Genomic DNA, 26709 nt, shown 5'->3' with positions numbered 1-26709 from the left:
GCCCGCCACCGCGCGCATTTTCTGGAGACACAACATGCATAAGACACTTCAGCCGCAAGGCTGGGCCCGCCCCATCGGATATGCCAATGGCGTTGAAGCGCGTGGGCGCACCGTCTATATCGGCGGCCAGATCGGCTGGAACGAACAGCAACAGTTCGAGACCGACGATTTTGTCGAGCAGACCGAGCAGACATTAAAGAACATTGTCGCCATTCTGGCGGAAGCTGGCGGCAGGCCGGAGCATATCGCCTCCATGACCTGGTATTTCACCGACAAGGCTGAATATACCGCCAATCTGAAAGGCATCGGTCGCGCCTATCGCGATGTGATCGGCAAGCACTTCCCCGCCATGGCGGCGGTGCAGGTGGTCGCGCTGGTCGAAGACCGGGCCAAGATCGAAATACAGGCTTTTGCCGTGATACCGGACTGAGACCACCATGGCCGATAGACGCGAATTCTCCCCCGTTGTGACAGGCATGGTTGTCGATGGCATTCTTGTCGTCACGATCGACAACCCGCCGGTCAATGCCACCTCTGCCGAGGTGCGCAAAGGGCTTGCCGCAGCCATTCACCATGCTTCCGCAACAGCTGCGATCCGGGCGACCGTGCTGAGCGGTGCAGGCAAGATCTTCATCGGCGGGGCGGACATTCGCGAATTCGGCAAACCGCCGGTTGAACCGACATTGCCGGATGTCATCACGATCATCGAAAACGCCGACAAACCCGTGGTGGCCACAATCAACGGCCCCGCTTTGGGCGGCGGACTTGAAGTAGCACTTGCGGCTCACGCCCGCATCGCGTCGACCAGCGCCTCCTTTGCCTTGCCGGAAGTCAAGCTTGGGATCGTGCCCGGCGCTGGCGGCACACAGCGCCTGCCCCGATTGATCGGGTCGCTCGCAGCACTGGACATGATCGCCACGGGACGCCAGATTGCCCCGGATGAAGCGCTGCAACTGGACTTGATCGACCGGATTTCGGACGGCGATCTTGTGGCCGACGCTATCGCGCTTGCCCATGCGCTGGTCGGCAAGCCTTTGCGCCGGACCTGCGATCTGCCGGTTACCGCGCCCGATGCCGCCACCTTTGAACAGGCCAAAGCGAAGATACTGAAGAAAGCGCGTGGCGCGACCGCCCCTGGCGAAGCCGCGCGGCTGGTGCAGCTTTCCACCACGATCTCGATTGCCGAAGGTCTGGCCGAGGAACGGACAACCTTCATCCGCCTGCGCGACAGCGAAGAGGCGGCCGCCTTGCGGCATCTTTTCTTTGCCGAACGCGCCGCTGGAAAAGTCGAAGGCATGGAGGCAAAACCTCTGGCGCTTTCGACCATCGGCATTGCCGGGACCGGCCTGATGGGATCAGGCATTGCCGTCGCCTGCCTTGCCGCTGGCTACACGGTTATCGGCTATGAAACGACCGCGGAAGCAGCTGCCAAAGGCCATGCGCGGATCAGCGATATGATCCAGAAGGCTGTCGATACCGGCAGGCTTTCCACCGAAGCCGCAGACGCGCAACGCGCAAAGCTCTCCGTCAGTGCCGATATGGCTGCGCTTGCCGATGCCAATCTCGTCATCGAAGCCGTCTTCGATGATTTCACCGTCAAGGCATCGCTGTTCCGCGAGCTCGACGCTTTGCTGCCTCCGGCAACCATACTGGCAACCAATACCAGCTATCTCAATCCGGATGAACTGGCCGCCGTTACGAACCGCACCGACCGGGTGCTGGGATTACATTTCTTCTCGCCAGCCAATATCATGCGGCTTCTGGAAGTGGTGCGCTGCGCGGAGACCTCCGACGAGACGCTTGCAACGGGTATCGCCTTTGCCCGCAAAATCAAGAAGCTGCCCATCGTCACCGGTGTCTGTGAAGGCTTCATCGGCAACCGGATGTTTTCGGCCTATCGCACGGAAGCCGAGAAAATGCTGGCTGAAGGCGCCTATCCCGAAGATATCGATCGTGCCATGGAAGCCTATGGCTTTCCGATGGGACTCTTCGCGGTTTACGACATGGCCGGCCTGGAAATTGCCTGGGCGCGGCGCAAGAGAGCGGCGGCAAGCCGCGATCCTAACCTTCCCTATTTCGACGTTGCCGACAAACTATGCGAAGCCGGGCGTTTTGGCTGCAAGGCCGGTCTCGGCTGGTATCGCTATGCGGACGGTGTCCGCACAAGCGACCCCGACGTCCACGCGCTGATCGACGATTACCGCGCGCGCAACGCCATTGTTCCTCGCAGTTTCAGCGATGAAGCGATCATGCAGCGCCTGCTCGCCGCCATGGCGTATGAAGGGGAAGCCCTGCTTGAAGAAGGCATTGCGCGCCATTCCGACGACATTGATCTCGTTTTGGTCAACGGCTACAGCTTTCCCTCGATCAAGGGCGGCCCCCTGTTCGCGACACGCCAGACTGGAGAAACCCGATGACAGAAGCTTTCATCTGCGACTATATCCGCACCCCCATCGGACGTTTTGGCGGGGCGTTGTCCAGCATCCGCACGGACGATCTTGCCGCTATTCCGCTCAAAGCGCTGGTCGAGCGCAATCCGACGCTGGATTGCGAGGCGATTGAGGACGTGATTTTCGGCTGCGCCAATCAGGCAGGGGAAGATAACCGCAATGTTGCGCGCATGGCGGCACTGCTTGCCGGTTATCCCGTTACCGCCACCGGTACGACGATCAACAGGCTCTGCGGTTCCGGGATGGACGCCGTGCTTACCGCCGCGCGTGCCATTCGGGCAGGCGAAGCAGAGCTTATGATTGCGGGTGGTGTGGAAAGCATGAGCCGCGCACCCTTTGTTTTACCTAAAGCAGACAGCCCGTTCTCGCGCCGCGCAGAAATTCACGATACGACAATTGGCTGGCGTTTCGTCAATCCGGTGATGAAAGCTCAATACGGCATCGACTCCATGCCGGAGACCGGGGATCACGTGGCTGTCGATTACGCGGTCACACGCGCCGATCAGGATGAATTCGCCTTGCGAAGCCAGAAGAAGACTGCAGCAGCACAAAGCAACGGCCGACTGGCGCAAGAAATAACGCCCGTTTCCATTCCTCAGCGCAAGGGTGATCCCGTGGTCGTCGGTGCTGACGAACATCCGCGCGAAACCACGCTGGACGCACTGGCCAAACTGAAACCAATCAACCGGCTGGAAGGTGCCACGGTTACAGCTGGGAATGCGTCGGGCGTCAACGATGGAGCGGCAGCGCTCATCATTGCTTCGGAAGCCGCTGCCCGCAAGTTCGGCCTCACGCCTGTTGCTCGAGTTCTGGGTGGTGCTACGGCAGGAGTTCCTCCACGCATCATGGGTATCGGCCCGGCGCCAGCCAGCCAGAAATTGATGGCACGGCTGGGAATGAAGCAGGAGCAGTTCGATATAATCGAACTGAATGAAGCTTTCGCCAGCCAGGGATTGGCCACGTTACGTCTTCTTGGAGTTGCCGACGACGACATCCGCGTCAATCCGAATGGCGGTGCCATCGCTCTCGGACATCCGCTCGGCATGTCCGGAGCACGCATCACCGGCACGGCAGCGCTGGAACTGAAACTTGGCGGTGGTCGTTTTGCGCTCGCCACGATGTGCATCGGTGTGGGGCAAGGTATCGCCATCGCGCTTGAAAGGGTTTAACGTCCATCGCAACGATCAGCCCTTTAGAGCGCGTCAGTCTGCAATCAAGGCAAGCGTATCTCGATGCCTAACAAAGTTTCTGCAAAAGTCGTTGCGTTGCTTCAATGTCCTGGATCATCAGACTGCCCGCTTTTTTTGCGTCGCCGGCACGAATGGCATCCAGCATTTCGTAATGATAGGCTGAATAAGGATGGATAATACCCTGGTCCACTTGCTGACGGACATGATTGGAAAGAAGGCGCATATAGGGTCCAAGTCGCAGCCACAGCGTTTCAATCATCTGGGGTAATGTTTCCGATCCCGATAGTTCGTAGATCGTGAAATGAAACTCTTGGTTCTTGCGCAGCATCTCATAGATCTTGCCTTCTTGACCGAGAGCTTCATGCTCCCGCGCGAGCGTCAGACAGCGGTCAATATCGGCAGCCGTCATCCGCGGCGTTGCAAGTTCGGTGGCGAGCCCCTCGAGAGCAACGCGGACCCGACAAATGTCATCCAGCCGTGTCCGCGAAATATCAGGCACACGTGCCGATCCATTACGGGCGATTTCCAGTCCGTTCTCCGCCGCCAGCCGTCGCAGCGCCTCACGTACGGGCATATGGCTTGTGCCGAACTCCTCGGCAAGTGAAGCGATCGTCACCGCCTGCGACGGCTCGAATGAGCCCCACATCAAAGCCTGGCGAAGCTGTTGGTAGACACCGTCCTGCACAGTTACGCGCGAGGATACCTTCAACAGACGGGTTTCACCGATCATTTGCTTCAAATCCCTTGTCTCCGTGTTCCTCAGTTATAGCATTTTACCACCCGATAGGATCACCGGGTGTCGCATAAATACGGTGAAAACAACAGGTTCGAGCAGAAATCGGCATGGAACCAAAAGGCTTAATCGAGCGCCAGCCTATCCAGCGCATCACACAAGGCTTCCGTTTCCATCAGGGAGGTCACCGACCCAGGTGAAAACCGCAGAATACGACTGCGACAATCACAGTAAAAATTTTCAACCTTCAATGCGGTCACGATCACGGCCGCCTTTTCAGCCGAAACCGCTTGCACCATCACGCTGCCGCCGCGCTCTTCAGGCCTTTCTGGAGAGACCAACGACAGTGCAGTGTTGGCAGCGACCCGTTCCACAATCTTGCCGGTCAACAGTTCGTTATGCCGGGCCAGCACGTCGACACCTGTCGCGGAAACAAAATCAAGGCCGGGTTGCGAGGCTATAGCCGCCAGCACGGCAGGCGTGCCATGGTCGAAGCGCCGCGCATCGTCGGCATAGGCAAAAGTATCAAGATCCCAGGAAAACGGATTAGGTTGACTAAACCAGCCACGCAATTCCGGCTTGCAAGTCGTCAATAGTCCCGGACGCACATAGATTGCCCCCGCTCCCGAACTTCCACAAAGCCATTTGAGAGACGATCCCACCACGACATCTATCTCTCCGACGGAAAAGGGGCGGATGCCTACGCCCTGGGTGACATCTGCAACGATGATCGTGCCGTGCTGCCTGCCGTGTTTGGACATCAGGTCCAGGTCGGCGCGCTTCGATGTCGTGGACGACACCCATGTCACCAACGCAATCGCAACATCGCTGCCCCAAGCATCGATGAAATCCTCGTCGCGTACAAAACTCTCGCCCTGTCTCATGGGTACGGTTTCGAGCGTAAATCCGAACCGCGCCTGCAACCCGGCCAGCAAAAAATGCAGACTCGGGAAGCAATCGGCGGCGGCCAGAATTCGGCGGCCGCGCAATAATTCCTCAGGCAGTGCACCGATCAGACTGTAAAGGGCCAGTGTCACATTCTCTGCAGTAGTCATGGAGCCTGCGGGAGCGCCAATCAGGTTCTCCCAGCTTCGGATGAAATGCCCGCGCTCCGCCAGCATTGCCGGCCATTGAGAGTCATTTTCTGCCGACCAGATATCCGAATAACGACTAAGTGCCGCTTTCACCTTTTCCGCTTTACCCGGAAAGGTACCGATCGAGTGATAGAGAAAATAACCGCTCATATTATGCCTGCCATTGCTGTTGCCGATATCCGCCGATGAAACCAGAATTGGACTATCGGACTCTCTCCTTTTTGAACCGCGCCTCAAGAAGCGCGACCAAGCGCACCAGCGGCAGCAGGAGGATGAGATAGATAAGCGCTGCGCCGATCAATGGTGTCGGATTGGCATAAAGCGCCTGCGCGTCCTGCGCTTCCTTCAAAAGCTCGGGCAGAGCCACAGTAGACGCCAATGCGGTGTCCTTGAACATGGAAACACAATTGCTGGTAGTCGGCGGAATGATGATACGGATCGCCTGTGGCAGAACCACTTTCCACAGAGTAACCGGGAATGGAATTCCAAGCGCAGAAGCAGCTTCGAACTGGCCGCGTGGTACACTTTCGATGCCGGACCGGAACACTTCCGCCGAATATGCCGCCATAACCATGGAGAAGGACATGATGGCAGAGGTCCAGGCAGAAAAGCGTATCCCGATGAATGGCAGTGCATAATAGATCAGGATCAGCACGACCAAAACCGGCATGGCGCGGAATACATCGATATAGGCGATCGCGAGATAACGAAGAACCTTCGGTCCGTAGATACGGACAATACTGATCAGCAAGCCCGACAGAACACCAAAGAAAATGCTGGCGATACCGATGAGAAACGTATTGAGCAGGCCACGTCCAAGCGCTGGCAGGCTCGAAGCGAGAACATCGGTGTTCAGGAAGGTTTCGACGAATGTCATATTGGCGTCCTTCGCAGGCAAATCCTGGGAGCGCACGACCGGTCAGTCTGAGAAGTAACGGTCGAAGATAGGCCGATCCTGCAAATGCGGCCCATCTGTCACCAACATCAAAAGATTACGGCTGCGGGATCGGCACGACGGTGACTGTCGAGGAACTGGCTGCAGGTTCCGTACCGAACCACTTTTTGTGAATAGCCGCAGTGGTCCCATCCTGCTTCATGGCGGTAATCGCATCGTTGAGCTTGCCAAGCAACGGATGGTCCTTCGCCATCATCAGACCATATTGCTCCCCGGTCTGAATTCGGTCTTTCACGGCAAACCCCTTCATCTTCAGAAAGAGATGTTCCATGCCGGGTATGTCGGAAATGACGGCATCTATGCGGCCTGCACCGAGATCAAGAAACAGATCCTGTTGCGAGTTATAGCCTTTGATATCGGCGAAGCCTTTGGCCTCTTTGTTTTCCTTGACCCATTTTTCGCCGGTAGAGCCGGAAAGGGCACCAACGGTCTTGCCATTCAAATCGGCCAGTCCGGTGACAGCACTATCGGTCTTGGTCGCAACCCCGATGTCTGAATCGTAGTAAGGCTGGGTGAAGGACTGTGATTTCAGGCGTTCCGGCGTAATTGTTATGGACGAAACCGCCACGTCGATACGCCGGGAAGTCGTTGCGGCAAACAGGGCCTGAAACCCGTAATCAGCGATTTCCGGCTCCAGACCGGCCCGTTTGGCTGCCTCGGTCGCGATATCGATTTCGAAGCCTTCGAACGTCCCATCGGCATTTTTCAACTCGAAAGGTGGGTTACTGGGATAGGCACCGATATTAAGTGCATCGGCAGCCAGAGATGCAGATGTCATGGCAAAAGAGCTCACAGCCAGAGCGCTTGCAAGGCCTGCCATAGCCAGAAAATTACGGCGACAGATCATCATGTTGTTATTCCCTCTATGGGTCGTTTCTTTCGGCAGAAGTTCCTGCTCCTACCTGCGTCGACCTATTTGATTATTTGATCATATGGAATTTTAAGTTTCAACTAAAATCGCATTGGTCTGAGCAACCAGACCGCAGCGAAGATGCTCCAGTCATTCAAAGGGAACCAAAGAACCGCTGAAGGCGATCCATGGCTTCATTGACACGTGCAAGCGATTGCGAACCGAAACAGACACGCAAATGCCCTTCACCGCCCGCTCCGTAAAAACTCCCCGCTTCCAGCACAACGCCCGCCTCTGTCATGATGCGTTCAGCCATGTCCTGCGACTTAAGACCCAATGCAGCGATTTTGGGAAACGCGTAGATCGTGCCTTCCGGCCAGTCGCACGTGACACCTGACATTTGATTTAACCGCGACACGACAATGTCGCGCTTTACTTTGTCTTCCGTCACCAGTTCGGCCAATATCTCCTCTGGCCCCGAGACCGCCGCCAGAGCCCCCGCCTGAATGAATGTGTTCACGTGAGTGACGTCGTTGGTCGTGATCTTCAGGATACCTTCGATCATATGCCGCGGTGCGGTGAGATACCCAAGTCGCCAACCATCCATGGCGAAACTCTTGGTAAAGGCGAACATTGAAATCGTTCGCTCCTTCATGCCGGGCAACGAAGCGATCGAAACATGGCGCGCGCCATCAAACAGTATCTCTTCGTAAACCTCGTCAGAAACCACCACCAGATCGTGACGGCGAGCAATATCCGCCAGAACTTCCAGCTCCTCGCGACTGTAGACCCGTCCTGTCGGGTTACACGGATTGATCAGAACAATCATTTTTGTGCGGGCCGTGATCTTCGGTTCGATCAGTTCCGCCTTGATCGAGAAACGGTCGCTGGCATCCAGCGGCGCCAGAACAGGTTTGGCTCCGGCGAGTTCTATCTTGCCGATATGCTGAGGATAATAAGGTTCCAACAGGATCGCCTCGTCGCCCGGGTCAAGCAGCGCCATGAAAGCGGCAAAGGACGCATGGGTCAGCCCGTTAGTGACAACGATATCGGAGGCTGAAACATCCATGTCATTCTTCTCACGCAGACGGGCGGCCAGGGCTTCGCGCAATTTTGGAATTCCCTGAAAATGCGAATAATGGACATCGCCTGCCATCAGTGCATTGACCGTCGCCTGCTTGATATGCAGTGGCGTATCGGCATGGGGGCTGCCAAGCTCCATGTGAATGAGGTCACCGGCATTCGCTCCGAGTGCCGCCGCCCGGGCATACATGCCAAAAGATTTGCTGGAACTTTCGGTGATGCGTCTGGCAAGGCGGATCATGAATCTATCTCTCCTGTTGTTTTCCGTCTCAGCCCCGCCCCTCAGCGAGTGTCAAAGCCGGCCTTCCGGGAACCTGGTCAGCTGGCGTAATCAAACCAGCACCGTCCTGTCCCTTTGTTTTCACATCTTCGTCCTGAGCAGACTGCATAAACGCAGCTTCAACCTGGATTGGCTTCCCAACATGCGCGTATCTAAAGATCATTTGATCAAATAAGCAAGTGAAATATTCCCTGATAATTTCTGCAAGTGCAGGAATTATATCGTTCCTTATATCCAATTGTTATTATTGTGTTTTTTATCGTATCTCAACGCGATGGCAGAGAGTAGGTCAGTAATCCATATCGAACAGCGGATATGGGAATGCTATTCCTCATTGTCATCCATGAGGTGATTGCCGACCGATTTTTTGACACGCTTCATATCTCTCAGCAACGAAGCGATCGTGTCGCGATCGACCTCGGCCATCAGATCACGTAACCAGCTTTCATGGACCCGCGCCATTTCTGCGAACACCGTCTGCCCAGTATCAGTCAATCGCGCGACGGTAACGCGTCTGTCGGCACCAGGTGTTTCACGACGCACAAGACCGTCGGCTTCCAATCGCTCAATCAAGCCGGTGATGTTGCCATTCGTCACCATGGTCCGACGCGAGAGTTCTCCCAGCCGCAACCCGTCCGGTTCCCGGTAAAGCTGGGCAAGAATGTCAAATTGTGGCAGCGTGACACCAAATTCATTGCGCAGACGGCGGCGGATTTCCTGTGAAACCAGTCTGGTTGTTGCCAGCATACGCAGCCAGAGGCGCAATTCCTGCTTCTCGCCCTCATCGACTTCGGTGACTATAAATTCGAGATCCATTATCCGCCCGGTGCATATCGTTGCGCTGCAATCAATGAGAATTGCGCCAGACAGCCGATATTTCAAGCCTAAATTAACCTGACCGCTACACCCCTGCCCTTTATTGGTCGGCAGATCACACAAGAACCTTCCCTTAAAGCAATCGAACCGTGAAGAATGCCGTCGACATGCGAGCCCAGTTTTTTTACAGATGGCCGATATTATACTTGAATGCATATAACTGCATTACCTTGCATGAGGTTTTACTACCAGTCACAGCAGGACATACGGACAGAAAAGTCCATAAATTTGGTCTATTGGCGAACGCTCTTCTGCCGCGAGAAAATTCCTGGAAGATTTTGTAAAAGAGATACTTGCAAGAGCATATTTCCTGCCATAGGCTTCGAGTGAACGTCCGAAAGAGACCGGTTCATCAAGGACCGCACAATAATGCCGGCGCCGGCTCAGGGCGAAATGGGGATTTCATGAACGATACATCTGCTCTTTCCAGCCTTGCGTCCGGACTGCTGTCTGGCACCGTCAAGGTCGTTGACATCACCGCACCACTCGGTCCGGATACGCCCGTCCTTTACCTTCCCCCGCAATTCGGCAAAAACACACCGAACGTTAAAGTTCACACTATCAGCCAATACGATCAGAATGGTCCGTTCTGGGCCTGGAACTGGATAGAGCTTGGCGAGCACACCGGCACCCATTTCGATGCCCCGTGTCACTGGATCACCGGCAAGGATCACTCCAACAACACCACTGATACGATCCCGCCACAGAACTTCGTTGCTCCCGTAAACGTAATCGACCGTTCCGCACAAGCCGCCGCCGACGCTGATTATCTGCTGACGGTTGATAGCATCAGGGAATGGGAAGCAGAGCATGGCGAAATTGAAGCTGGATCATGGGTTTTGATGCGTACCGACTGGTACAAGCGCAATGGTTCAGCCGATACATTTCTGAATGCCGATGAAAACGGCCCACATTCTCCGGGACCAACGGTTGAAGCAATCGAGTATCTGCTTTCCAAAGGCATTATCGGTTGGGGTCAGGAAACAGTCGGTACGGATGCAGGATCCGCAGGAGCCATGACCCCTCCATTTCCGGCACACAACCTCATGCACAAGGCAAACCGATACGGACTGGCAAGCCTGAGCAACCTTGATCAGCTACCAGCCAAGGGGGCGATCCTGATCGCAGCACCCCTGAAATTCGTGAAAGGAACCGGCTCGCCGGTCCGTGCACTCGCACTCGTCGTCGGAGAAAAAACGACCGGACAGTAGCATCTGCGACAAGGAAGTCCTGCACCGAGCCAAGAAAGGCTACGTCACATACTATAAAGTATGTTGCGATTCACTGTCTCCAGCGATTGGAGGCAGTGAGAGTGCCTTTGATCGAACTGATTTCGAATGGTCGGTGATCGAACCACTTCTTCCGACCACAGTGCGCGGCAAACCTCATGTCGATGAACAGCACATTTCGAACGGTATTCTCTGGCATCTGAGAACAGGTGCACCCGCATTCCAGTTCGATACGATCCTCTTCTTGGAGGCTTGCTTTAAGAGGTTTGATCTCTTTTCGTCATTGTGCAGGCGGCGCGGGCGGAAAATCACCCTGCGGCTGCGGCTGCGGCGACGGCGAGGATGGTTGCGGCTCCGGTTCAGGGGCCAGCGGCGACGGATTATCCATCATATTGCCGCTATCTGGCTCCGGATTGGGCAGAGACGTATCGGGCTTGTCGCCGAAAATGCCGAGACGCGCTTCCACAGCCTTACGACCCGCTTCGTCATAGGCACCGCCGGGAGCGGCCTTCGCCCAGCCATTGGCAACCAGCCATGCGGCTGCATCTTCATTGCCCAGCAAGCATTCGGTCGCCACCGCGCCACCGCTGTCGTTTTCAGGCAGGCGGCACATGACGGCACGGGAGCGCAACCATTGCCGGAAGGCAGTGCGCGCCTGCATGCCGCATGGCCAGCTTTCACCGGAAGCGGTCTGGCAGGTCTGTTCCAAGGGTACGATTTCGATGCCCTGCAATTCAATAATACGGCCCTGACTTTCAAGCCGTCCGGCCGCCACAGCGACAGGTCGCTGCAAAAGCTGCATCTGTTCACCCGCATCGACAGGCGTGGCCGGTGCCGGTGGCTCCGGCGGCTTGGGCGTGGATGCAAGACCGAGATCGCTCAGCGGTGGACGCGGTGCTTCGCGTTCAATGCCGTTGTCATTCACCTGGTCGTTGACCTTGCCGTTCTCTTTCCACGCAGGCGGCTGCCCTTCAACGGGGGCGGTTTGGCCCGGTTGCGGCGACGTCTCCTCCGAAGCATTGCCCGTTTCAGGCGATGTCTCCGGCTCGTTATAGTCAAACTGTTCGACGACGATACCGTTTCCCGTACCGGATTCTGTCTTCGTATCACCGGAGTTGATGACGACCACCGGGCGATCCAGTGCACCATAGAACGGCGCCACGAAGGCTGCGATCAGAACTGCGCCTGTTATGCCAGCCAGACCGCCGAAAACGGCGCGTGCATGGCTTCTATCCTGCGATTGCGCCATTACTGGCTCGCCCATAAAATGCGGGCGACCCATTCGATATCCCTGGACTCGAAAATGCGGTTCGGATGTTCGGGATTGAGCGAATGAAGCTCAATGGTTCGTGGCGTCTGGCGATGCAGGATCTTGGCCATCACTTCTCCGTCTTTCGTCCGCACCACTACGCGATCGCCCCGGCGAATGGCGGTATTGGGTGCTACGATCAGCGTATCGCCATCACGGTAAAGGGGCAACATTGAGTCGCCCGAAACCTCCAGCGCGTACACACCTTCCCCCGATCCGACCGGGAATTCCACAATGTCCCAGCCTTGTCCAGCCGGGAAACCGGCATCGTCGAAATAGCCGCCAGCGCCCGCTTCGGCCATGCCGAGCAATGGAATGGACTGCATGTCCTGCGTATATTCGCCGAATTGCGGCGTGCGATTTTCGCCACGGATGAGCCGCGTGAATTCATCGAACGTCGAGCCGGTGGCTTCCATCACCTTGGCCAGCGATTCCGTCGAAGGCCAGCGCGCACGCCCATCGGAAGCATAGCGCTTGGATTTGTTAAAGGTCGTAGGGTCGAGCCCTGCACGACGCGCCAGCCCGGACGCGCTCAGGGAATGACGTTCAGCCAAGGCATCAATGGCCGCCCACACGCTCTCGTGAGAAAACATAGTAATGATCCGCCACCTAGGTTCCGACATATCTTCCTGAATAATCCCCATCAGGAAAGATATGTTTCAAAGGATTTTAAACCTATTATTCCGTCCCATCTTCGGCTTCAACCTACCGAAAAAGCAGTAATTGCGCAAGACGGCTGAATTAACAGGGAAAATTTTCTTATCCGGGGATGCTGCAGTTCAGCTATGACAAGAAGCACAAACAAAAAGCGCGGCATGAAACATGCCGCGCCTGATGATCTTGCGAAGGGTTAAGCTTACGCTGCCTTCTTTGCTTCCGTCTTGTAAGGGTTGAAACGCTGGTAGAAGCTTTCACCGTTTTCGGCCATGTCGAGCAGAAGTTTCGGCGCCTTGAACTGCTGGCCGTACTTCTTCTGCAACTCCTTGGCAAGCTTGACGAATTTCTTCGCACCCATGCCATCGATATAGGAAAGCGTACCGCCCGTATAAGGCGCGAAACCAAAGGCAAGAATGGAGCCGACATCGGCTTCACGCGGATCGGTGACAATGCCTTCTTCCATCACGCGGGCAGCTTCCAGAGCAATGGTGACGAGGAAGCGCTCTTTCAGCTCCTTTACATCGATCTTGTCCGGATTCTGCTGTGGATAGAGATCCTTGAGGCCCGGCCACAGATGCTTCTTGGCAGGCTTCGCCGGATAATCGTAGAAGCCCTTGCCGTTCTTGCGGCCCTTGCGGTCGAACTCGTTGACGAGACGATCCACCAGTTCTACATGGCGCGGATCGACCGCCTTTTCACCGAGATCGGCAAGGGTTGCCTTGAGGATCTTCTGTGACAGGTCGATAGCGGTTTCGTCGTTGAGCGCCAGCGGACCAACCGGCATGCCAGCCATACGGGCGGCATTTTCGATCATCGCAGCAGGCACACCTTCAACGAGCATGTTGTAGGCTTCCGACATATAGCGCAGCACGCAGCGATTGACGTAGAAGCCACGCGTATCGTTGACGACAATCGGCGTCTTCTTGATCGCACGAACGTAATCAAGGGCTACGGCCAGTGCCTTGTCGGACGTCTTTTTGCCGAGGATCACTTCCACCAGCATCATCTTGTCGACAGGCGAGAAGAAGTGAATGCCGATGAAGTTCTTTGGACGTTTCGAGACTTTCGCAAGACCAGTGATCGGCAGGGTCGAGGTGTTGGAAGCAAAGACTGCGGAAGTCTTGAGCACTTCCTCGGCCTTCTCAGTCGCAACACGCTTGACTTCACGGTCCTCGAACACGGCTTCGATCACCAGATCGGCACCTTCGAGAAGCGCGTAATCCGGCGTTGCCGTGATAAGCGACAGGAGCTTTTCCTTGTCGGCTTCCGTGGCGCGGCCTTTCTGCATTTCCTTGGCGATAAGGTCAGCCGTATGTGCCTTGCCCTTGTCGGCAGACTCCTGATCGCGGTCGATCAGCACCACCGGAATGCCTGCCTTGGCGGTCACATAGGCGATGCCTGCACCCATGAAGCCAGCGCCGATGACGCCGATCTTCTTGAGCTTGGTCGGCTTTTCATCGACCGGACGGCGTGCGCCCTTGTTCAATTCCTGCAGCGACACGAAGAGCGAACGGATCATCATGCCCGCTTCGGTCGTCTGGAGGATTTCGGTGAAATAGCGCTGCTCGATCTTGAGGCCGGTATCGAATGGGACCAGCAGACCTTCATAAACCGACTTCAGGATAGCAAGGGCTGCAGGATAATTACCGGAGGTTTCGCGACGCAGGATTGCCGTTGCGGCAGGCCAAAGGTTCGCACCGGCAGCAGAATAGATCGCGCCGCCGGGCAACTTGAAGCCCTTTTCATCCCATGGCTGAACTGGCTTGAGACCGCCCTTGATGAGCTTCTTTGCGGTTTCGACCAGCTTCTTGGCCGGAGCAATCTCGGTGACGAGACCCATTGCCTTGGCGCGCTGCGCGGTCAGGCTGGAGCCGGTCGTCATCATCTGGAGCGCGTCCTGCTGATTGGCAAGGCGCGGAACGCGCTGCGTACCGCCAGCGCCCGGGAACAGGCCGACCTTGACTTCCGGCAGTGCCATTTTCACGCCCGGCGCATCGGATACCACGCGGGCATGACAGGCGAGCGACATTTCAAAAGCGCCGCCCATGCAGGTGCCATTGATGGCCGACACCCACGGCTTGCCGCAAGTTTCAAGCTTGCGGAAAAGACCGCTCATCTTGCCGACATTGTCGAACAGGGTCTGGACCGCGCCCTGCGGGTCCTTGGCCTTCTGCTTCTGGAATTCCTTGAACATGCCTTCCAGCATGGTCAGGTCGGCGCCACCAGAGAAGCTGTCCTTACCTGACGTGATAACAACGCCCTTGATCTTATCGTCGGCAGTCACCGCGTCGATGATGGAATTCAATTCCTGCATCGCCTCGACGGTGAAGACATTCATCGACTTTTCAGGCATGTCCCAGGTGACGAGAGCAATGCCATCGGCGTCGGTTTCAACTTTGAAATTTACATAAGCCATTCGTAAAACCTCCCTCACCTTAAACGCGCTCGATGATTGTCGCCGTGCCCATGCCGGCACCGATGCACAAGGTCACCAGCGCGGTGTTGAGATCGCGGCGTTCCAGTTCATCCAGCACCGTACCGAGGATCATAGCGCCGGTTGCACCGAGCGGATGGCCCATGGCAATGGCACCGCCATTGACGTTGATCTTGTCGTGCGGAATGTCGAAAGCCTGCATGTAGCGCAGAACAACAGCGGCAAAGGCTTCGTTCAGCTCGAACAGGTCGATATCCGAGATTTTCATCTTGGCCTGCTTGAGAAGCTTTTCCGTCACATCAACCGGGCCGGTCAGCATAAGCGCCGGTTCGGAGCCGATATTGGCGAAAGCACGAATGCGCGCACGCGGCTTGATATCGAATGCCTTGCCAGCCTTCCTGGAACCAACCAGAACGCCAGCCGCACCGTCGACGATGCCCGACGAGTTACCGGCATGGTGGACGTGGTTGACGGTTTCGATTTCCGGATGGGCCTGAATGCCGACCGCATTGAAGCCGCCCATTTCACCCGGCATCACAAAGGATGGATTGAGCTGGCCCAGCGCCTGCATGTCGGTTGTCGGGCGCATGTGCTCGTCATGGTCGAGAATGGTCAGGCCATTCTGGTCTTGGATCGAAATGACCGAATTCTTGAAATAGCCCTTTTCCCACGACTTGGCGGCACGCTTCTGGCTTTCGACGGCATAAGCGTCGACGTCATCGCGGCTGAAACCATATTTCGTGGCGATCAGATCGGCGGACACGCCCTGCGGCATGAAATAGCCGGGGAAGCCGACCGATGGGTCCATGTACCAGGCACCGCCCGACATGCCCATGCCGACGCGCGACATGCTTTCCACGCCGCCTGCAATCACCAGATCGTCGGAACCGAAGGCGACCTTGGCTGCTGCCAGATTGACCGCATCAAGGCCCGAGGCGCAGAAACGCGAAATCTGGATGCCCGGCGCCTTGAAGTCGTAACCGGCTTCAAAAGCTGACGAACGTGGGATGACCGCACCAGCTTCGCCCACCGGATCGACACAGCCGAAAATAATGTCATCGACCTTTGCCGTGTCGATACCGTTACGGTCGCGCAGGGATTCTAGAACCTTCGCGCCCAGACGAACGGCAGGCACTTCGTGCAGGCTGCCATCCTTCTTGCCACGTCCGCGCGGTGTGCGCACGTGATCGTAAATATAAGCCTCAGCCATTTTTGCTCCTTCCCGCCAAGTTCGAAAACTTAGCCTGATCTCTAACTCAGAATGTGTCCGCGTTTAGCGCCATCATCGAATCCGCGCCCGACTGGATGCGTGCGAGATGTGCGGCGCTTTCCGGCATGATCCGCTCGAAATAATAGCGTGCGGTAACAAGCTTGGCTTCAAGGAACGCCTTGTTGCCTTCGCCACTGCCAAGCTTTTCTTCCGCGATCTTCGCCATGCGTGCCCACATGAAGCCAAGCGCCACCAGTCCGAAGAGATGCATATAGTCGTTGGAGGCGGCACCGGCATTGTCGGGCTTGGCCATCGCATTCTGCATCAGCCACATGGTGGCGGCCTGAAGATCGTTGAGACCCTTCTTCAGATGCTTGGTGAAGAAGGAAAGCTTCTCATTTTCGCGGTTGGCTTCGCAGAAATCGCCCACTTCCTTGAAGAACGCGGTGATTGCGCGGCCACCGTTAAGCGCCAGCTTGCGGCCGACGAGATCGAGCGCCTGAATACCATTCGCGCCTTCATAGATCATGGCGATACGCGCATCGCGCACATACTGGCTCATGCCGTGTTCTTCGATATAGCCGTGCCCGCCGAAGACCTGCTGCGCCATGACGGCGTGTTCAAAACCCTTGTCGGTCAGAACGCCTTTCAGAACTGGCGTCAAAAGGCCGACGAGATCGTCTGCTGCCTGACGTTCCGCTTCATCGCCTGCGCGATGGGCGATATCGGAGTTGAGTGCCGTCCAGAGGATAAGCGCCCGACCGGCTTCGTTGAAAGCACGGATATTCATGAGGTTGCGGCGGATATCCGGATGCACGATGATCGGGTCGGCTTTCTTGTCCGGTGCCGCGGCACCCGAAAGTGCACGACCCTGAATACGCTCACGCGCATAGATGGCAGCATTCTGGTAAGCGGTTTCGGCAATCGAAAGGCCCTGCAAAGCTACACCAAGACGCGCTTCGTTCATCATGGTGAACATGGCGCGCAGGCCTTTGTGTGCCTCGCCAATCAGGAAGCCCGTCGCATCATCGTAGTTCATCACGCAGGTGGAATTGCCGTGAATGCCCATCTTTTCTTCGATGGAACCGCAGGACACGCCGTTGCGCTCGCCCGGATTGCCGTTTTCATCGAGAATGAACTTCGGCACGATGAACAGCGAAATGCCCTTCACACCTTCCGGCGCGCCGTCGATACGGGCCAGCACCAGATGGATGATGTTGTCCGACATGTCGTGTTCGCCAGCCGAGATGAAAATCTTCTGGCCGGAAATCTTGTAGGAACCGTCTTTTTGCGGCGCGGCGCTGGTGCGCAGCAAGCCCAGATCGGTACCGCAATGCGGCTCGGTCAGGTTCATCGTGCCGGTCCAGGTGCCTTCCACCATCTTCGGCAGATAGGTGCCTTTCTGCTCATCGGTGCCGTGGGTCAGGATCGCGGCAATCGCGCCCTGTGTCAGGCCCGGATACATGGTGAGCGCCATATTGGCAGACGACATATATTCGCCGACAGCCGTATGCAGCAGATAAGGAAGCCCCTGCCCGCCATATTGCTCCGGCACGGCGAGGCCGAGCCAGCCGCCATCGCGATAGAGATCATAAGCCTGCTTGTAGCCTTTCGGCGTCGTCACCGAACCGTCCGAATGACGCTTGCAGCCTTCGCGATCAGCGGTCTGGTTGACCGGAAACAGGGTGCCCTCGGCGAGCTTCGCACCTTCAGACAGGATTGCCTCGACGACATCGGGCGACGCGTCGGCAAAGCCCGGCAGATTGTTGTAGCGCTGATAATTCAGAACGTCATTGAGAACGAAATTCGTATCCTCAACTGGCGCGCGATAGCTCGGCATAGAAATCCTCCAAATTCACCACCTGAGCCGTTCCGCGATGGCTGGAACGAGCCCGTAACCGCGTTTCATGCCTGCATGCCACATTATAGCAAAACGTTGTGACAGCGCGCATGTTGCAACAAAAAGGGATTATTTTCTGCGAAAACAGCCATTTTTGCCGCTTTTTTGACTGACCACATCACGGAATTCGCGCTCGTCCAGTCAATTTCGGCTCGAAGCTAACCTACTTTGACGTTTCCGTAAACGTCAAAAATTACACAAGTTCGTGCGGGACGGGGAAATGTTCATGTCGAGACACTTTTCATCCTGATAGTGGTCGAAGGGAAAGTGTGATAAGCGCCTGCCAGCAACAACAGGAGTATAGTGGTGAGCGAACCTACTGTAGCGGAAGCGACAGACCGAATTTATGAATCGCTTCAGGCGGATAATGTCGACATCGATTTGCATATCGCCGCCCTGAAAGCAGCACTTGAGCGCGCGGGCCTGAAAGAGGCTGTGTTCGATCCGGCCAAGCTGGTGCAGAACAATCGCTCCGGCAGGAAGCTCATGCAGGCATATTTTCGCCAGCGTGGTGTTATGGTCAAGTTTGCGACTTCGTGAACGGTCATTTTTGACCGGTAACGCGAGCTGACGGTGAAAATCACGCCGACTGCGTAGACCGGATGACCACATGTGAGACATGAGAAAGGCGGCGATTCTGCCGCCCTTCTGCTATTCATCGACCCTTGAAGGCTTACTTGACCCATACAACGCGGCGGGTCTGCGTATCGATCAGAGCCGGACGATCTTCCACATAAACATAGGAATAAGTCGGCTGCTCCGGAACAGCCACCAGCGGCACATCCTCGGGGATGACCATACCTTCGGCGATATCTCCTTCGATGATGACCGGATCAACCGGATTGGTTTCGATGTAGGTCACGACTTCATTCGGCACCAGCGGACCAGCATTCGGCCCTTCGGTATAATAGACGACCTGACGGTTCTGCATGGAAACGATCACCGGTTCACCATTGAAATAGATGTAACCGAAACCCGGATTGTCGGGGATCGGATGAACCGCGATTACATCGGGGAGAACATAACCGTCACTGATTTCGCGCTCAATGACGACCGGGTCCGAAGGATTTGCGATGACATAATCGCGTGCTGCCTGAGGCACTTCGATAAGCACTCGATCCTGCGCCAGCGCAAAACCGGAGCTAGCAAGAAACGCCGCTACGGTCAGAACAAGAGCTTTTTTCATTGTCAGCCTCACTTTCGCATCAGAGCGAATTCGATCTGATTGGATCAGACCGGCGCTCCATCTGTTCGTTCTGGGCACATCTTGGATGCGCCATCAGTCGCAAGGCTGGAATAACCCCGTCGATGCGTCGAGGTTCCCACTCCAGGGCACACTTCATGCAACAGGCTGAAACATTCGGACCTGTCAGGCGGAGTTCGCTCTGACTTCGATCTGGCCGAGGCCGCACATTCGTGGATGCACACATATACCCAAATTAAAAAGATGACGGCGAATAATTGTGAATCGTAGTTTCATTGTCCAAAGCCGCCCCAGAGCGCACTTGGCGAGACACAAGTCGATACAAGTTTTCAGGAATCCCAGAACGAAGCCTTCCGGAAGCTTCCTTGCGGATAAATCAGTTATTCGAAAATTACATTTCAATATTTAGCGTTAGTTAAATTAGCCAATAGAGATTGAGAAATCTTACCCAGCAAGTTGCTATTTTAAGATCGATCTAAATCCAGTTAAGATGGCCTTGTTTTCAATGAACAGGAGGTTTTAAAACTTTTTCTTATTGCTAAGCGCGACCCGTTCTCGCCCTGCAAGCAACATCTGTGTTGGTGGATTAGACCAAACACAGCCTGCAGAGCAAAAATGGAGGATGCAAAATGGCTTGTATATTACCGATACAAGACAGGCTGTTCCGTCATTCCCCGTATGGCGTCAAAGTCTAGATTGCATTCTAAAAGCGTTGATTTTTATATATATTTTTCAGTACGAGCGAATAGGCTGCCCTTATCTGTCCTGTCAATCAGATAGGGGCAGCCACATTTTCAAACTTCACACACCCGCAATCAAAACGATTGTCGCCCCATTCGTGCGAGGATGGTTCGCAGCTCTTCGACAGACTGATCAACCTCGTCCTTTTTCTTCTCAAGCTCGACCAGTTTTTCCTTGAAACGCTTGCGTAGCTTCTCCACTTCGACAGCGTCGCGGGTCTCATTTTCCCACACGCTGATCAACTGCCCCATCTCGCTCAGCGTGAAGCCGATGCGTCGTCCAAACAGGATGAGACGCAAGCGTGTATGGTCGTTGTAATCATAAAGCCGCGTCACGCCCGCACGGCGCGGATTGAGCAATCCTTTGTCTTCGTAGAAGCGCAAGGCGCGCAACGTCAGGTCGAACTCCTCCGCTAGATCGCCGATCCGGTATAGTTGACCGCCTGACTGACCTTCCTTTCGCATATTCACGCTTGTGCCGGTTAGCAAATCCGCAATTGCTAAATCTGCGACCAGCCCTGGTGCGTTAGCCTGTTTACTCATGTCCTACCCTGTTTCCGCCCCCGGAAACGCCCGGTCACCGCGCGATTGCGCGATGGAACCACTGTTGATGACAGCTCACATTGACATTGCTGTCAGTGCCGTAGCTTCGATTTACATTTTGCCGCCGCGGTTCACGCATCTTTCGTATTCGATAGATCCGCTTTTCATGCCGGGTTGCGTTTGACACGCTGAATTCAGCCCGCTCAACCATGGGATGCTATTCGGCATCCACGAAAGCACTCACTTAGCCGCATATATTAACGAGTTATTTACCACGTTTGTACAAATGTAAGCAGAGCAAATTCTTGCCTGTTGCGCTGGTGAAATTTGCTCCCGGCGGCCTCTATCATTAGAAAAAGTGAATTTATCATGGCAAATCCAGATATGGCGTCAGGTTCACGATCAATTATTGACGATTTGAATGCCCACCGCGAGCGCCGAGCGTCATCGCCTGCCATGGAAGAACTTAACCGCACGCTGGCGAGCCTTGAAAAACGCCTGATGGATCTGGAGCACGACAGCGCCCCGGACGTACGCGATATTCTGCGTTCCGAACGTCACCCAGTTCGCCATCCTGACGAGACTGTAACTGGCCTCGCCGAAATTGCCGAAAATCTGCGTCGGATGCGCGGTAGCCATGAAGAACCGCAGCCGCATTATGCCTCAAGCGCCGAGGTCAGCCGTGCCAGCCGCGAGATGACCCGCCTTCAGCGCGCCGCAAGCGAAGAAGGCTTTTCACAGCAGATGAGCGATGATTTCGAGCGTATCAACGACAGCGTACGCCTTCTCGCCGAACGCAGCAGTGAGGCAAACGCGCAGGCGCTCCGCCGCCAGCTCGAAGAGCTCCATCGCACCGTCCAGAGCCTCGCGCGCGAAGAAACACTGCATCGTCTCAACAATCGTTGGGATCGCTTCGACGCGCGTTTCGAGGCCTTCGAACAGCGCCACAACGCCGTCGATCCGGCGTTGGATGCGATCGGCTCGCGGCTTGAGCAGGTGCGCGACGCCATCGGTACGTTGCCCCAGTCGAACCGCCTGAGCGCAATCGAGGATCGCATCGGCCAGCTCGCGAATTCCATCGAGGAATCGCTCAGCCCACAACACGCGTCGTCGCTCGATCAGAGCCGTCTGCAGCAGATCGATGAGCGGCTGGACGAAATCAGCCGCGCTATCATCGCCACCAGCCGCGCCCAGCGCCCGGATCAGGACAGTGCGCGCCGACTGGAGCGTATCGAAAGCCGTTTGGCAGAGCTCGCAGAACAGCTCGCCACTTCGGCAACGCAGCAGAATTCCGATACGCTCTATCGCAAGCTCGGCGAACTTTCCTCTCGCATCGACGGCCTTTCAAGCGGCTCAGCGCTACCGGAAGGCGTCATTGACCAGCTCGCACACCAGATTAACCTGCTTGCCAATCAGGTTGGCAAGGTCATGGAGAATCTGAACCAGTCCGACTATCACGCTGTAGAGGCACGTCTTGAAGCCATCGGCGAGAAGCTCGAAGCTGCCGAGCGCCGGGTAGAGGAGCCGCATCCTTCCGTTCTGGACAAAATCGACCGCCGCTTTGCAGAACTGACCGAGCGTCTCGACGCGCAATATGCCACGCAGCATGTCGACAACAGCGCGATCCACACTCTGGAAGGCCGCCTCGACGATCTTTCGCAGCAGATTTCACTGGGTCTCCTTCAGGCGCCGACCTATGACGGCCCTGGACTGGATGTGAAGGCAATCCGCAGCCTCGAAGATCAGATTGCAAATATCGCCCATCATCTTGCGCAGCCCGTTGCCGAGCTCGCAGAATTGAAGCCGCGTCTCGATTCCATCGAGCGCTCCATCGCCTCCAATCGCGAAACAGTGCTGGATGCAGCGCGCGAAGCTGCCGAAAGTGCTGTCGCGCGCGTTCTGCAGCATGGATCACATGGCGACAGCGTGATCGCCCGGCAACTCGCCGAAGACATGAAATCGCTTGAGGCCCTGGCGCGCAATTCCGACGAGCGCAACGGCAAGACATTCGAGACCGTCCACGACACATTGGTCAAGATCGTTGATCGTCTGGCCAGGCTTGAGCAGGACGTGGCAGGCAAATCAGACACGTCGGACACTGAAAAGTCGGCCTTCACCAGCCCCAACGCTGGATCGCCGCGTCCGTCGGCACCGCGTTCCCCGGCTGCAGCGGCAGCGGAAGCAGCTTTTGCAACCGTCCAGAGCGAAGCTGGTCCCGCCGATATGCAGGCAGGTGACTTGACCGGGAAGTCATCGCTCTTCGGCGGTTTCGCGAAAGCTATACGCGGTCGCCGCGCCGACAAATCCGTCGGAAAGAACGACGAAACACTCGAAGCCAGCGCTTTTGACGCGACGCTTGATGCGCCAGCCTTCGAAAGCGATCTTGCGGCCATCGAGCCGATCACACGCGAAGAACCGGAGCTGGAAACGACTCCATCCCCTCGCCCTCAGGGCGAAGGCATGCCGGACCTCAATTCGATTATGAAGCGGGTGCGCGAAGAACGCCGCCAGCGCGAAGACGCTGCCGATCTGGCCCTTGCCGCCAACGGCAAGGTGGACTTCATCACGGCGGCGCGTCGCGCCGCCCAGCTTGCCGCCGCTGAATCCGAACAGCTTCAGAAGGGCACGACCAAGCGCACTGGTAAGAAAAAGTCATCAGTCGGCGACATGATCCAGCGCCAGCGCAAGCCGATCCTGATGGCAATCGGTGCTGTGATGATCGCGATGGCTGGCCTGCAGATCGGCTCAGCTTTCCTCAACCGCGACGAGCCGGTGGAAGCCGCACTTGATACGGTGCCGCCTCAGATCGACACAACTGCCGCCGATAATACACCTGCGCCAGCCGACGAAATCGCTGCAAAAATCGCGTCGGACACCACACCTGCCCTCGAACAATCCGCGGAAACCACGCCCGTAATCGCAGAGCCCCGCGCGGAAAAAATTGCGCAGGAAGAAATCCCGAAACTAGCGAACGAGCAACAGGCAGCGGTCGAAATCCCCACACAGATTGAACAGCCTGCCGCAGCAACCGGAACAACCGTCCATCCGGTAGCCCCTGCGGAAACGGCTACATCAACCGAACCTGCCGCACAGCCTCAGGCCACCATTCCGTCTGTACCGGAAGAAGCCGGTCCGGCAGCGCTTCGCGAGGCTGCAGCCAAGGGCGACGCCCGTGCCCTCTTCGAGGTCGGCAATCGCTACATGGAAGGTCGCGGCGTTGCTGCCGACTTTGCCAAGGCGGCGAAATGGTATGAGATTTCTGCAGGTCAAGGCTTTGCTCCCGCGCAATATCGTCTCGGCAACTTCAACGAGAAGGGCCTTGGCATGGCCCGCGATCTCGAAAAGGCCAAGACCTGGTACCAGCTTTCAGCGCAACAGGGTAACGCCAGCGCGATGCACAACCTCGCCGTCCTTTTCGCAACCGGCGCCAACGGCAACCCTGACAATGCTTCCGCCGTGCGCTGGTTCACCGATGCCGCCGAACTCGGCGTGAAGGACAGCCAGTTCAATCTTGGAATCCTTGCGGCCAAGGGACTGGGCATGCCGGTCAATCTGGAAGAAAGCTACAAATGGTTCTCGCTCGCCGCCAATGCTGGTGACAAGGATGCTGCCGACAAGCGCGACCAGATTGCCAAGGCATTGAAACCGGAACAGCTTGAACGCGCCAAGGATTTAGTCAAGCTCTGGAAGGCCAAGCCGCTCGATCAGGCAACCAACTCCATCGACGTCCCGGATGCTTGGACCGAGAGCAAACCGCTCACCACCGGCTCGGTGGATATGAAGAAGGCTGTTCGTAACATCCAGCTTATTCTCCAGAAGAACGGCTACGACGTCGGCACCGCCGATGGCTTGATGGGCGGCAAGACCCGCGCTGCAATTGCTGCCTTCCAGAAGGCGAATGGCCAGACGCCGACCGGTGACGTTGACCAGAAACTGGTCCAGCTTCTTCTCGAGAAGAACAAGTAACGCATTGAAGTAAATCGGATTTTTCGAGGGCAGCAGATGCTGCCCTTTTTTCGTTCTGGCCACAAGCGTCTGAAAGAAGTGACAGGTTGAATCGACTCGTTGAGCCTTATTATCTAAGCCCTATCAACGAGGGATAGACGATGCTCTTGCACGTAAACAACGACATGGAAAACGGGATCATCGCGAAGATTCCCCTCGCGCTCGACAAGGACATCAAAAACTTCCAGGGAGATGCGATCGACTTTGAGATTTCCTCTGGCGACAAGCAACTTATCCCTGCCGAGGAAATTCATCCGTACAAATCCATTTTCAAAGTTCTATCCGGCAGTCTCGAGCTGAAGAACATCTTCATAGGCGTGTCGTTCAATGCGAATTTCACCACACCAGACGGCAAAAAGACCTGTCTCACACGGTCCAGCCCGATGGAAGAATGGAATGTCATGAATGGCAACTACTATGCCGAAAGCATGAACTGCTTTGGTTTCAAGTCCAGCAGCCGCTTTGCTGGAAACTTCAGCGTGAATCTGACCAATCCCTATCTTTATATCATAAAGAACGGCAGCCTGACCGACAGTAAAATGTCCGACAACATTTCGATCCGTGCACAGTTTTACCCATCGTCTGGTCATTCCGTCATCACGCCGAAAGAAGATATCAATATCGTCATCAGCAACCGACAGAACGCTACCGAATGATCGACAGTGCATCGTGGCCAGATTGCGCTCATGTATTTCCTATATATTCTATGGGATTATACCAACAATGACTGTTTTAAGCTCTCTTCAAGGCTCTTTTTGTTGTTCTTAAACAACACCTAGCATTTTTCCTCGAATAGAGTTTCGCGAGATAACTTTATCAGCAATCGGCGTTTGACTTCGCGATGGCGACAGAGCAAGACATTATGAGGAGTGGTCGGGCTGAAACTCACGTGTGAAGTTAAGCCTAACTACTTGTTTTCATGCATTTCCGCACGCAGAACAGTTTCATAATTTTGCCGGAGATGTTTTAGTAGAGTGAAACATCTTGCGGAGAAGCGCGACCGCAAGCAGCTGTGTGTCATGCGTTCGTGAAAGCCGGGTTCGGAATTGGGTATTTATCTTCCCATTGCGGAATTATCGGTCAACATGCTGGTTCTTCTCGGCATGGGCGCCGCCGTGGGTTTTCTCTCCGGACTGTTCGGCGTCGGCGGCGGCTTTCTGATCACACCGCTTCTGATCTTTTATAACATTCCACCTGCAATCGCGGTCGCCACCGGTGCCAATCAGGTCATCGCCTCGTCGGTTTCCGGCGCACTGGCGCATTTCAAACGTCGCACGCTCGATATCAAGCTCGGCCTGTTTCTCGTGGCGGGTGGTGTATTGGGTTCCCTTGTCGGTATCTTCGTGTTCTCGTGGCTGCGCGATCTCGGCCAGTTGGACCTGATCGTTTCCATCCTCTACGTCTTCTTTCTCGGCACTGTCGGCGGTCTGATGCTGGTGGAAAGCCTGCGCGCCTTGCGCCGTGTGAAGAAGGGACAAGCAGGTGCTGTGCGGCGATCCGGCCAGCATACGTGGATACACCGCCTGCCATTCAAGATGCGGTTTCGCGCCTCTACCATCTATGTCAGCATCATTCCGGTTCTCGGCATCGGCTTCTTCATCGGCCTTCTGTCATCGGTGATGGGTGTCGGCGGCGGTTTCATTATGGTTCCGGCGCTCATCTATCTTCTGCATGTTCCGACAAATGTGGTTGTCGGAACCTCGCTGTTTCAGATCACCTTTGTGACCGCAGTCACGACCGTCCTGCAGGCAACGACCAACCAGTCCATCGATATCGTGCTTGCTTTCCTGCTGATGGTTGGCGGCGTTATCGGCGCGCAATACGGCGCACGCGCGGGCCAAAAATTGCGCGGCGAACAGTTGCGCCTTTTGCTGGCGCTTCTCGTGCTTGCCGTTGGCCTGCGCCTCGCCTTTGGCCTGTTCGTGCGGCCCGACAATCTGTTTTCCATTTCGATTGCGGATATCTGA

General features: G+C 56.0%; 21 protein-coding genes and 1 pseudogene. 9 read left to right on the top strand and 13 right to left on the bottom strand.

Going from position 1 to position 26709, the window contains the following annotated elements; translation table 11 throughout:
• Positions 1-34 precede the first annotated feature (34 nt).
• Genes AC1RHM_RS11100 through pcaF form a run of 3 tightly spaced genes read left to right on the top strand, consistent with a single transcriptional unit; the run spans position 35 to position 3619 of the window.
• Positions 35-430 (top strand): RidA family protein, encoded by a 396-nt coding sequence (locus AC1RHM_RS11100; protein WP_010659199.1) that lies wholly within the window; start codon positions 35-37, stop codon positions 428-430.
• A 7-nt stretch (positions 431-437) separates the two neighbouring features.
• Positions 438-2417: a 3-hydroxyacyl-CoA dehydrogenase NAD-binding domain-containing protein gene (locus AC1RHM_RS11095; RefSeq protein WP_010659200.1), complete on the top strand. Its 1980-nt coding sequence runs from the start codon at positions 438-440 to the stop codon at positions 2415-2417.
• Positions 2414-3619 (top strand): 3-oxoadipyl-CoA thiolase, encoded by a 1206-nt coding sequence (gene pcaF / locus AC1RHM_RS11090; RefSeq protein WP_010659201.1) that lies wholly within the window; start codon positions 2414-2416, stop codon positions 3617-3619. The genes AC1RHM_RS11095 and pcaF overlap by 4 nt, the downstream gene beginning before the upstream one ends.
• Before the next feature lie 67 nt (positions 3620-3686).
• Here pcaF and AC1RHM_RS11085 read toward each other — a convergent pair whose 3' ends face one another.
• The 6 genes from AC1RHM_RS11085 to AC1RHM_RS11060 form a co-directional block, all read right to left on the bottom strand.
• On the bottom strand, positions 3687-4370 hold the full coding sequence (locus AC1RHM_RS11085; RefSeq protein WP_010659202.1) for a GntR family transcriptional regulator: 684 nt from the start codon (positions 4368-4370) through the stop codon (positions 3687-3689).
• Between the two features lie 128 nt (positions 4371-4498).
• The gene (locus AC1RHM_RS11080; RefSeq protein ID WP_010659203.1) at positions 4499-5617 is read right to left on the bottom strand and encodes an aminotransferase class V-fold PLP-dependent enzyme; all 1119 of its coding nucleotides are present in this window, start codon (positions 5615-5617) and stop codon (positions 4499-4501) included.
• Positions 5618-5669: 52 nt separating this feature from the next.
• Positions 5670-6344 (bottom strand): amino acid ABC transporter permease, encoded by a 675-nt coding sequence (locus AC1RHM_RS11075; RefSeq protein WP_010659204.1) that lies wholly within the window; start codon positions 6342-6344, stop codon positions 5670-5672.
• 115 nt (positions 6345-6459) lie between these two features.
• Positions 6460-7272, bottom strand: coding sequence for an ABC transporter substrate-binding protein (locus AC1RHM_RS11070; RefSeq protein ID WP_010659205.1), 813 nt, complete (start codon positions 7270-7272; stop codon positions 6460-6462).
• Between the two features lie 154 nt (positions 7273-7426).
• Positions 7427-8596: a pyridoxal phosphate-dependent aminotransferase gene (locus tag AC1RHM_RS11065; protein WP_010659206.1), complete on the bottom strand. Its 1170-nt coding sequence runs from the start codon at positions 8594-8596 to the stop codon at positions 7427-7429.
• 363 nt (positions 8597-8959) lie between these two features.
• A complete protein-coding gene (locus tag AC1RHM_RS11060) occupies positions 8960-9451 on the bottom strand; it encodes a MarR family winged helix-turn-helix transcriptional regulator (protein WP_010659208.1) in 492 nt (163 codons plus the stop codon).
• Between the two features lie 464 nt (positions 9452-9915).
• On the opposite strand from AC1RHM_RS11060, the gene AC1RHM_RS11055 reads away from it, so the two are divergent.
• Entirely contained in the window at positions 9916-10722 is an 807-nt protein-coding gene (locus tag AC1RHM_RS11055) for a cyclase family protein (protein WP_010659209.1), read from the top strand.
• An 85-nt stretch (positions 10723-10807) separates the two neighbouring features.
• Positions 10808-10957, top strand: a pseudogene (locus AC1RHM_RS11050) (transposase); the annotation flags it as partial.
• A 63-nt stretch (positions 10958-11020) separates the two neighbouring features.
• Here the strand turns inward: AC1RHM_RS11050 and AC1RHM_RS11045 are convergent.
• From AC1RHM_RS11045 to AC1RHM_RS11025, 5 genes are all read right to left on the bottom strand, one after another.
• Positions 11021-11989, bottom strand: a complete 969-nt coding sequence (locus AC1RHM_RS11045) for a thermonuclease family protein (RefSeq protein WP_010659210.1) — start codon at positions 11987-11989, stop codon at positions 11021-11023.
• Complete coding sequence (locus tag AC1RHM_RS11040; RefSeq protein ID WP_010659211.1) at positions 11989-12642, bottom strand: S24 family peptidase; 654 nt, start codon at positions 12640-12642, stop codon at positions 11989-11991. The genes AC1RHM_RS11045 and AC1RHM_RS11040 overlap by 1 nt, the downstream gene beginning before the upstream one ends.
• Before the next feature lie 263 nt (positions 12643-12905).
• A complete protein-coding gene (locus AC1RHM_RS11035; RefSeq protein ID WP_010659212.1) occupies positions 12906-15122 on the bottom strand; it encodes an FAD-dependent oxidoreductase in 2217 nt (738 codons plus the stop codon).
• A 19-nt stretch (positions 15123-15141) separates the two neighbouring features.
• On the bottom strand, positions 15142-16350 hold the full coding sequence (locus tag AC1RHM_RS11030; protein ID WP_010659213.1) for an acetyl-CoA C-acetyltransferase: 1209 nt from the start codon (positions 16348-16350) through the stop codon (positions 15142-15144).
• 46 nt (positions 16351-16396) lie between these two features.
• Positions 16397-18190 carry an acyl-CoA dehydrogenase C-terminal domain-containing protein gene (locus tag AC1RHM_RS11025; protein WP_010659214.1) on the bottom strand — a complete coding sequence of 598 codons (1794 nt, stop codon included), beginning with the start codon at positions 18188-18190 and terminating at the stop codon, positions 16397-16399.
• Positions 18191-18553: 363 nt separating this feature from the next.
• On the opposite strand from AC1RHM_RS11025, the gene AC1RHM_RS11020 reads away from it, so the two are divergent.
• Positions 18554-18790 carry a hypothetical protein gene (locus tag AC1RHM_RS11020; protein ID WP_029376009.1) on the top strand — a complete coding sequence of 79 codons (237 nt, stop codon included), beginning with the start codon at positions 18554-18556 and terminating at the stop codon, positions 18788-18790.
• Between the two features lie 133 nt (positions 18791-18923).
• On the opposite strand, the gene AC1RHM_RS11015 is transcribed toward AC1RHM_RS11020, so the two are convergent.
• Together AC1RHM_RS11015 and AC1RHM_RS11010 are read right to left on the bottom strand one after the other, a co-directional pair.
• Entirely contained in the window at positions 18924-19436 is a 513-nt protein-coding gene (locus AC1RHM_RS11015; RefSeq protein WP_010659216.1) for a DUF1236 domain-containing protein, read from the bottom strand.
• A gap of 833 nt (positions 19437-20269) precedes the next feature.
• Positions 20270-20737, bottom strand: a complete 468-nt coding sequence (locus AC1RHM_RS11010; RefSeq protein ID WP_029376010.1) for a MerR family transcriptional regulator — start codon at positions 20735-20737, stop codon at positions 20270-20272.
• 369 nt (positions 20738-21106) lie between these two features.
• Between AC1RHM_RS11010 and AC1RHM_RS11005 the strand changes: the two genes are divergently transcribed.
• The 3 genes from AC1RHM_RS11005 to AC1RHM_RS10995 all read left to right on the top strand — a co-directional run bounded on the left by AC1RHM_RS11005 (position 21107) and on the right by AC1RHM_RS10995 (position 26709).
• Positions 21107-24703, top strand: a complete 3597-nt coding sequence (locus AC1RHM_RS11005) for a peptidoglycan-binding protein (RefSeq protein ID WP_010659218.1) — start codon at positions 21107-21109, stop codon at positions 24701-24703.
• A gap of 140 nt (positions 24704-24843) precedes the next feature.
• Positions 24844-25398 (top strand): hypothetical protein, encoded by a 555-nt coding sequence (locus AC1RHM_RS11000; protein WP_010659219.1) that lies wholly within the window; start codon positions 24844-24846, stop codon positions 25396-25398.
• 429 nt (positions 25399-25827) lie between these two features.
• Positions 25828-26709 (top strand): sulfite exporter TauE/SafE family protein, encoded by an 882-nt coding sequence (locus tag AC1RHM_RS10995; RefSeq protein WP_029376011.1) that lies wholly within the window; start codon positions 25828-25830, stop codon positions 26707-26709.

Source organism: Brucella sp. GW823-FHT04E01 (assembly GCF_058796175.1).
This window is presented reverse-complemented; position numbering and strand designations above follow the sequence as displayed.

What these genes read in the sequence shown, in the direction of transcription:
- AC1RHM_RS11005 (WP_010659218.1), top strand. Translation starts at nt 21,107, where the DNA reads ATGGCAAATCCAGATATGGCGTCAGGTTCACGATCAATTATTGACGAT.
- AC1RHM_RS11030 (WP_010659213.1), bottom strand. Translation starts at nt 16,350, where the DNA reads ATGGCTGAGGCTTATATTTACGATCACGTGCGCACACCGCGCGGACGT.
- AC1RHM_RS11055 (WP_010659209.1), top strand. Translation starts at nt 9,916, where the DNA reads ATGAACGATACATCTGCTCTTTCCAGCCTTGCGTCCGGACTGCTGTCT.
- pcaF (WP_010659201.1), top strand. Translation starts at nt 2,414, where the DNA reads ATGACAGAAGCTTTCATCTGCGACTATATCCGCACCCCCATCGGACGT.
- AC1RHM_RS11000 (WP_010659219.1), top strand. Translation starts at nt 24,844, where the DNA reads ATGCTCTTGCACGTAAACAACGACATGGAAAACGGGATCATCGCGAAG.
- AC1RHM_RS11065 (WP_010659206.1), bottom strand. Translation starts at nt 8,596, where the DNA reads ATGATCCGCCTTGCCAGACGCATCACCGAAAGTTCCAGCAAATCTTTT.
- AC1RHM_RS11085 (WP_010659202.1), bottom strand. Translation starts at nt 4,370, where the DNA reads ATGATCGGTGAAACCCGTCTGTTGAAGGTATCCTCGCGCGTAACTGTG.
- AC1RHM_RS10995 (WP_029376011.1), top strand. Translation starts at nt 25,828, where the DNA reads ATGCTGGTTCTTCTCGGCATGGGCGCCGCCGTGGGTTTTCTCTCCGGA.
- AC1RHM_RS11095 (WP_010659200.1), top strand. Translation starts at nt 438, where the DNA reads ATGGCCGATAGACGCGAATTCTCCCCCGTTGTGACAGGCATGGTTGTC.
- AC1RHM_RS11080 (WP_010659203.1), bottom strand. Translation starts at nt 5,617, where the DNA reads ATGAGCGGTTATTTTCTCTATCACTCGATCGGTACCTTTCCGGGTAAA.
- AC1RHM_RS11015 (WP_010659216.1), bottom strand. Translation starts at nt 19,436, where the DNA reads ATGAAAAAAGCTCTTGTTCTGACCGTAGCGGCGTTTCTTGCTAGCTCC.
- AC1RHM_RS11100 (WP_010659199.1), top strand. Translation starts at nt 35, where the DNA reads ATGCATAAGACACTTCAGCCGCAAGGCTGGGCCCGCCCCATCGGATAT.
- AC1RHM_RS11040 (WP_010659211.1), bottom strand. Translation starts at nt 12,642, where the DNA reads ATGTTTTCTCACGAGAGCGTGTGGGCGGCCATTGATGCCTTGGCTGAA.
- AC1RHM_RS11070 (WP_010659205.1), bottom strand. Translation starts at nt 7,272, where the DNA reads ATGATGATCTGTCGCCGTAATTTTCTGGCTATGGCAGGCCTTGCAAGC.
- AC1RHM_RS11025 (WP_010659214.1), bottom strand. Translation starts at nt 18,190, where the DNA reads ATGCCGAGCTATCGCGCGCCAGTTGAGGATACGAATTTCGTTCTCAAT.
- AC1RHM_RS11075 (WP_010659204.1), bottom strand. Translation starts at nt 6,344, where the DNA reads ATGACATTCGTCGAAACCTTCCTGAACACCGATGTTCTCGCTTCGAGC.
- AC1RHM_RS11035 (WP_010659212.1), bottom strand. Translation starts at nt 15,122, where the DNA reads ATGGCTTATGTAAATTTCAAAGTTGAAACCGACGCCGATGGCATTGCT.
- AC1RHM_RS11010 (WP_029376010.1), bottom strand. Translation starts at nt 20,737, where the DNA reads ATGAGTAAACAGGCTAACGCACCAGGGCTGGTCGCAGATTTAGCAATT.
- AC1RHM_RS11060 (WP_010659208.1), bottom strand. Translation starts at nt 9,451, where the DNA reads ATGGATCTCGAATTTATAGTCACCGAAGTCGATGAGGGCGAGAAGCAG.
- AC1RHM_RS11045 (WP_010659210.1), bottom strand. Translation starts at nt 11,989, where the DNA reads ATGGCGCAATCGCAGGATAGAAGCCATGCACGCGCCGTTTTCGGCGGT.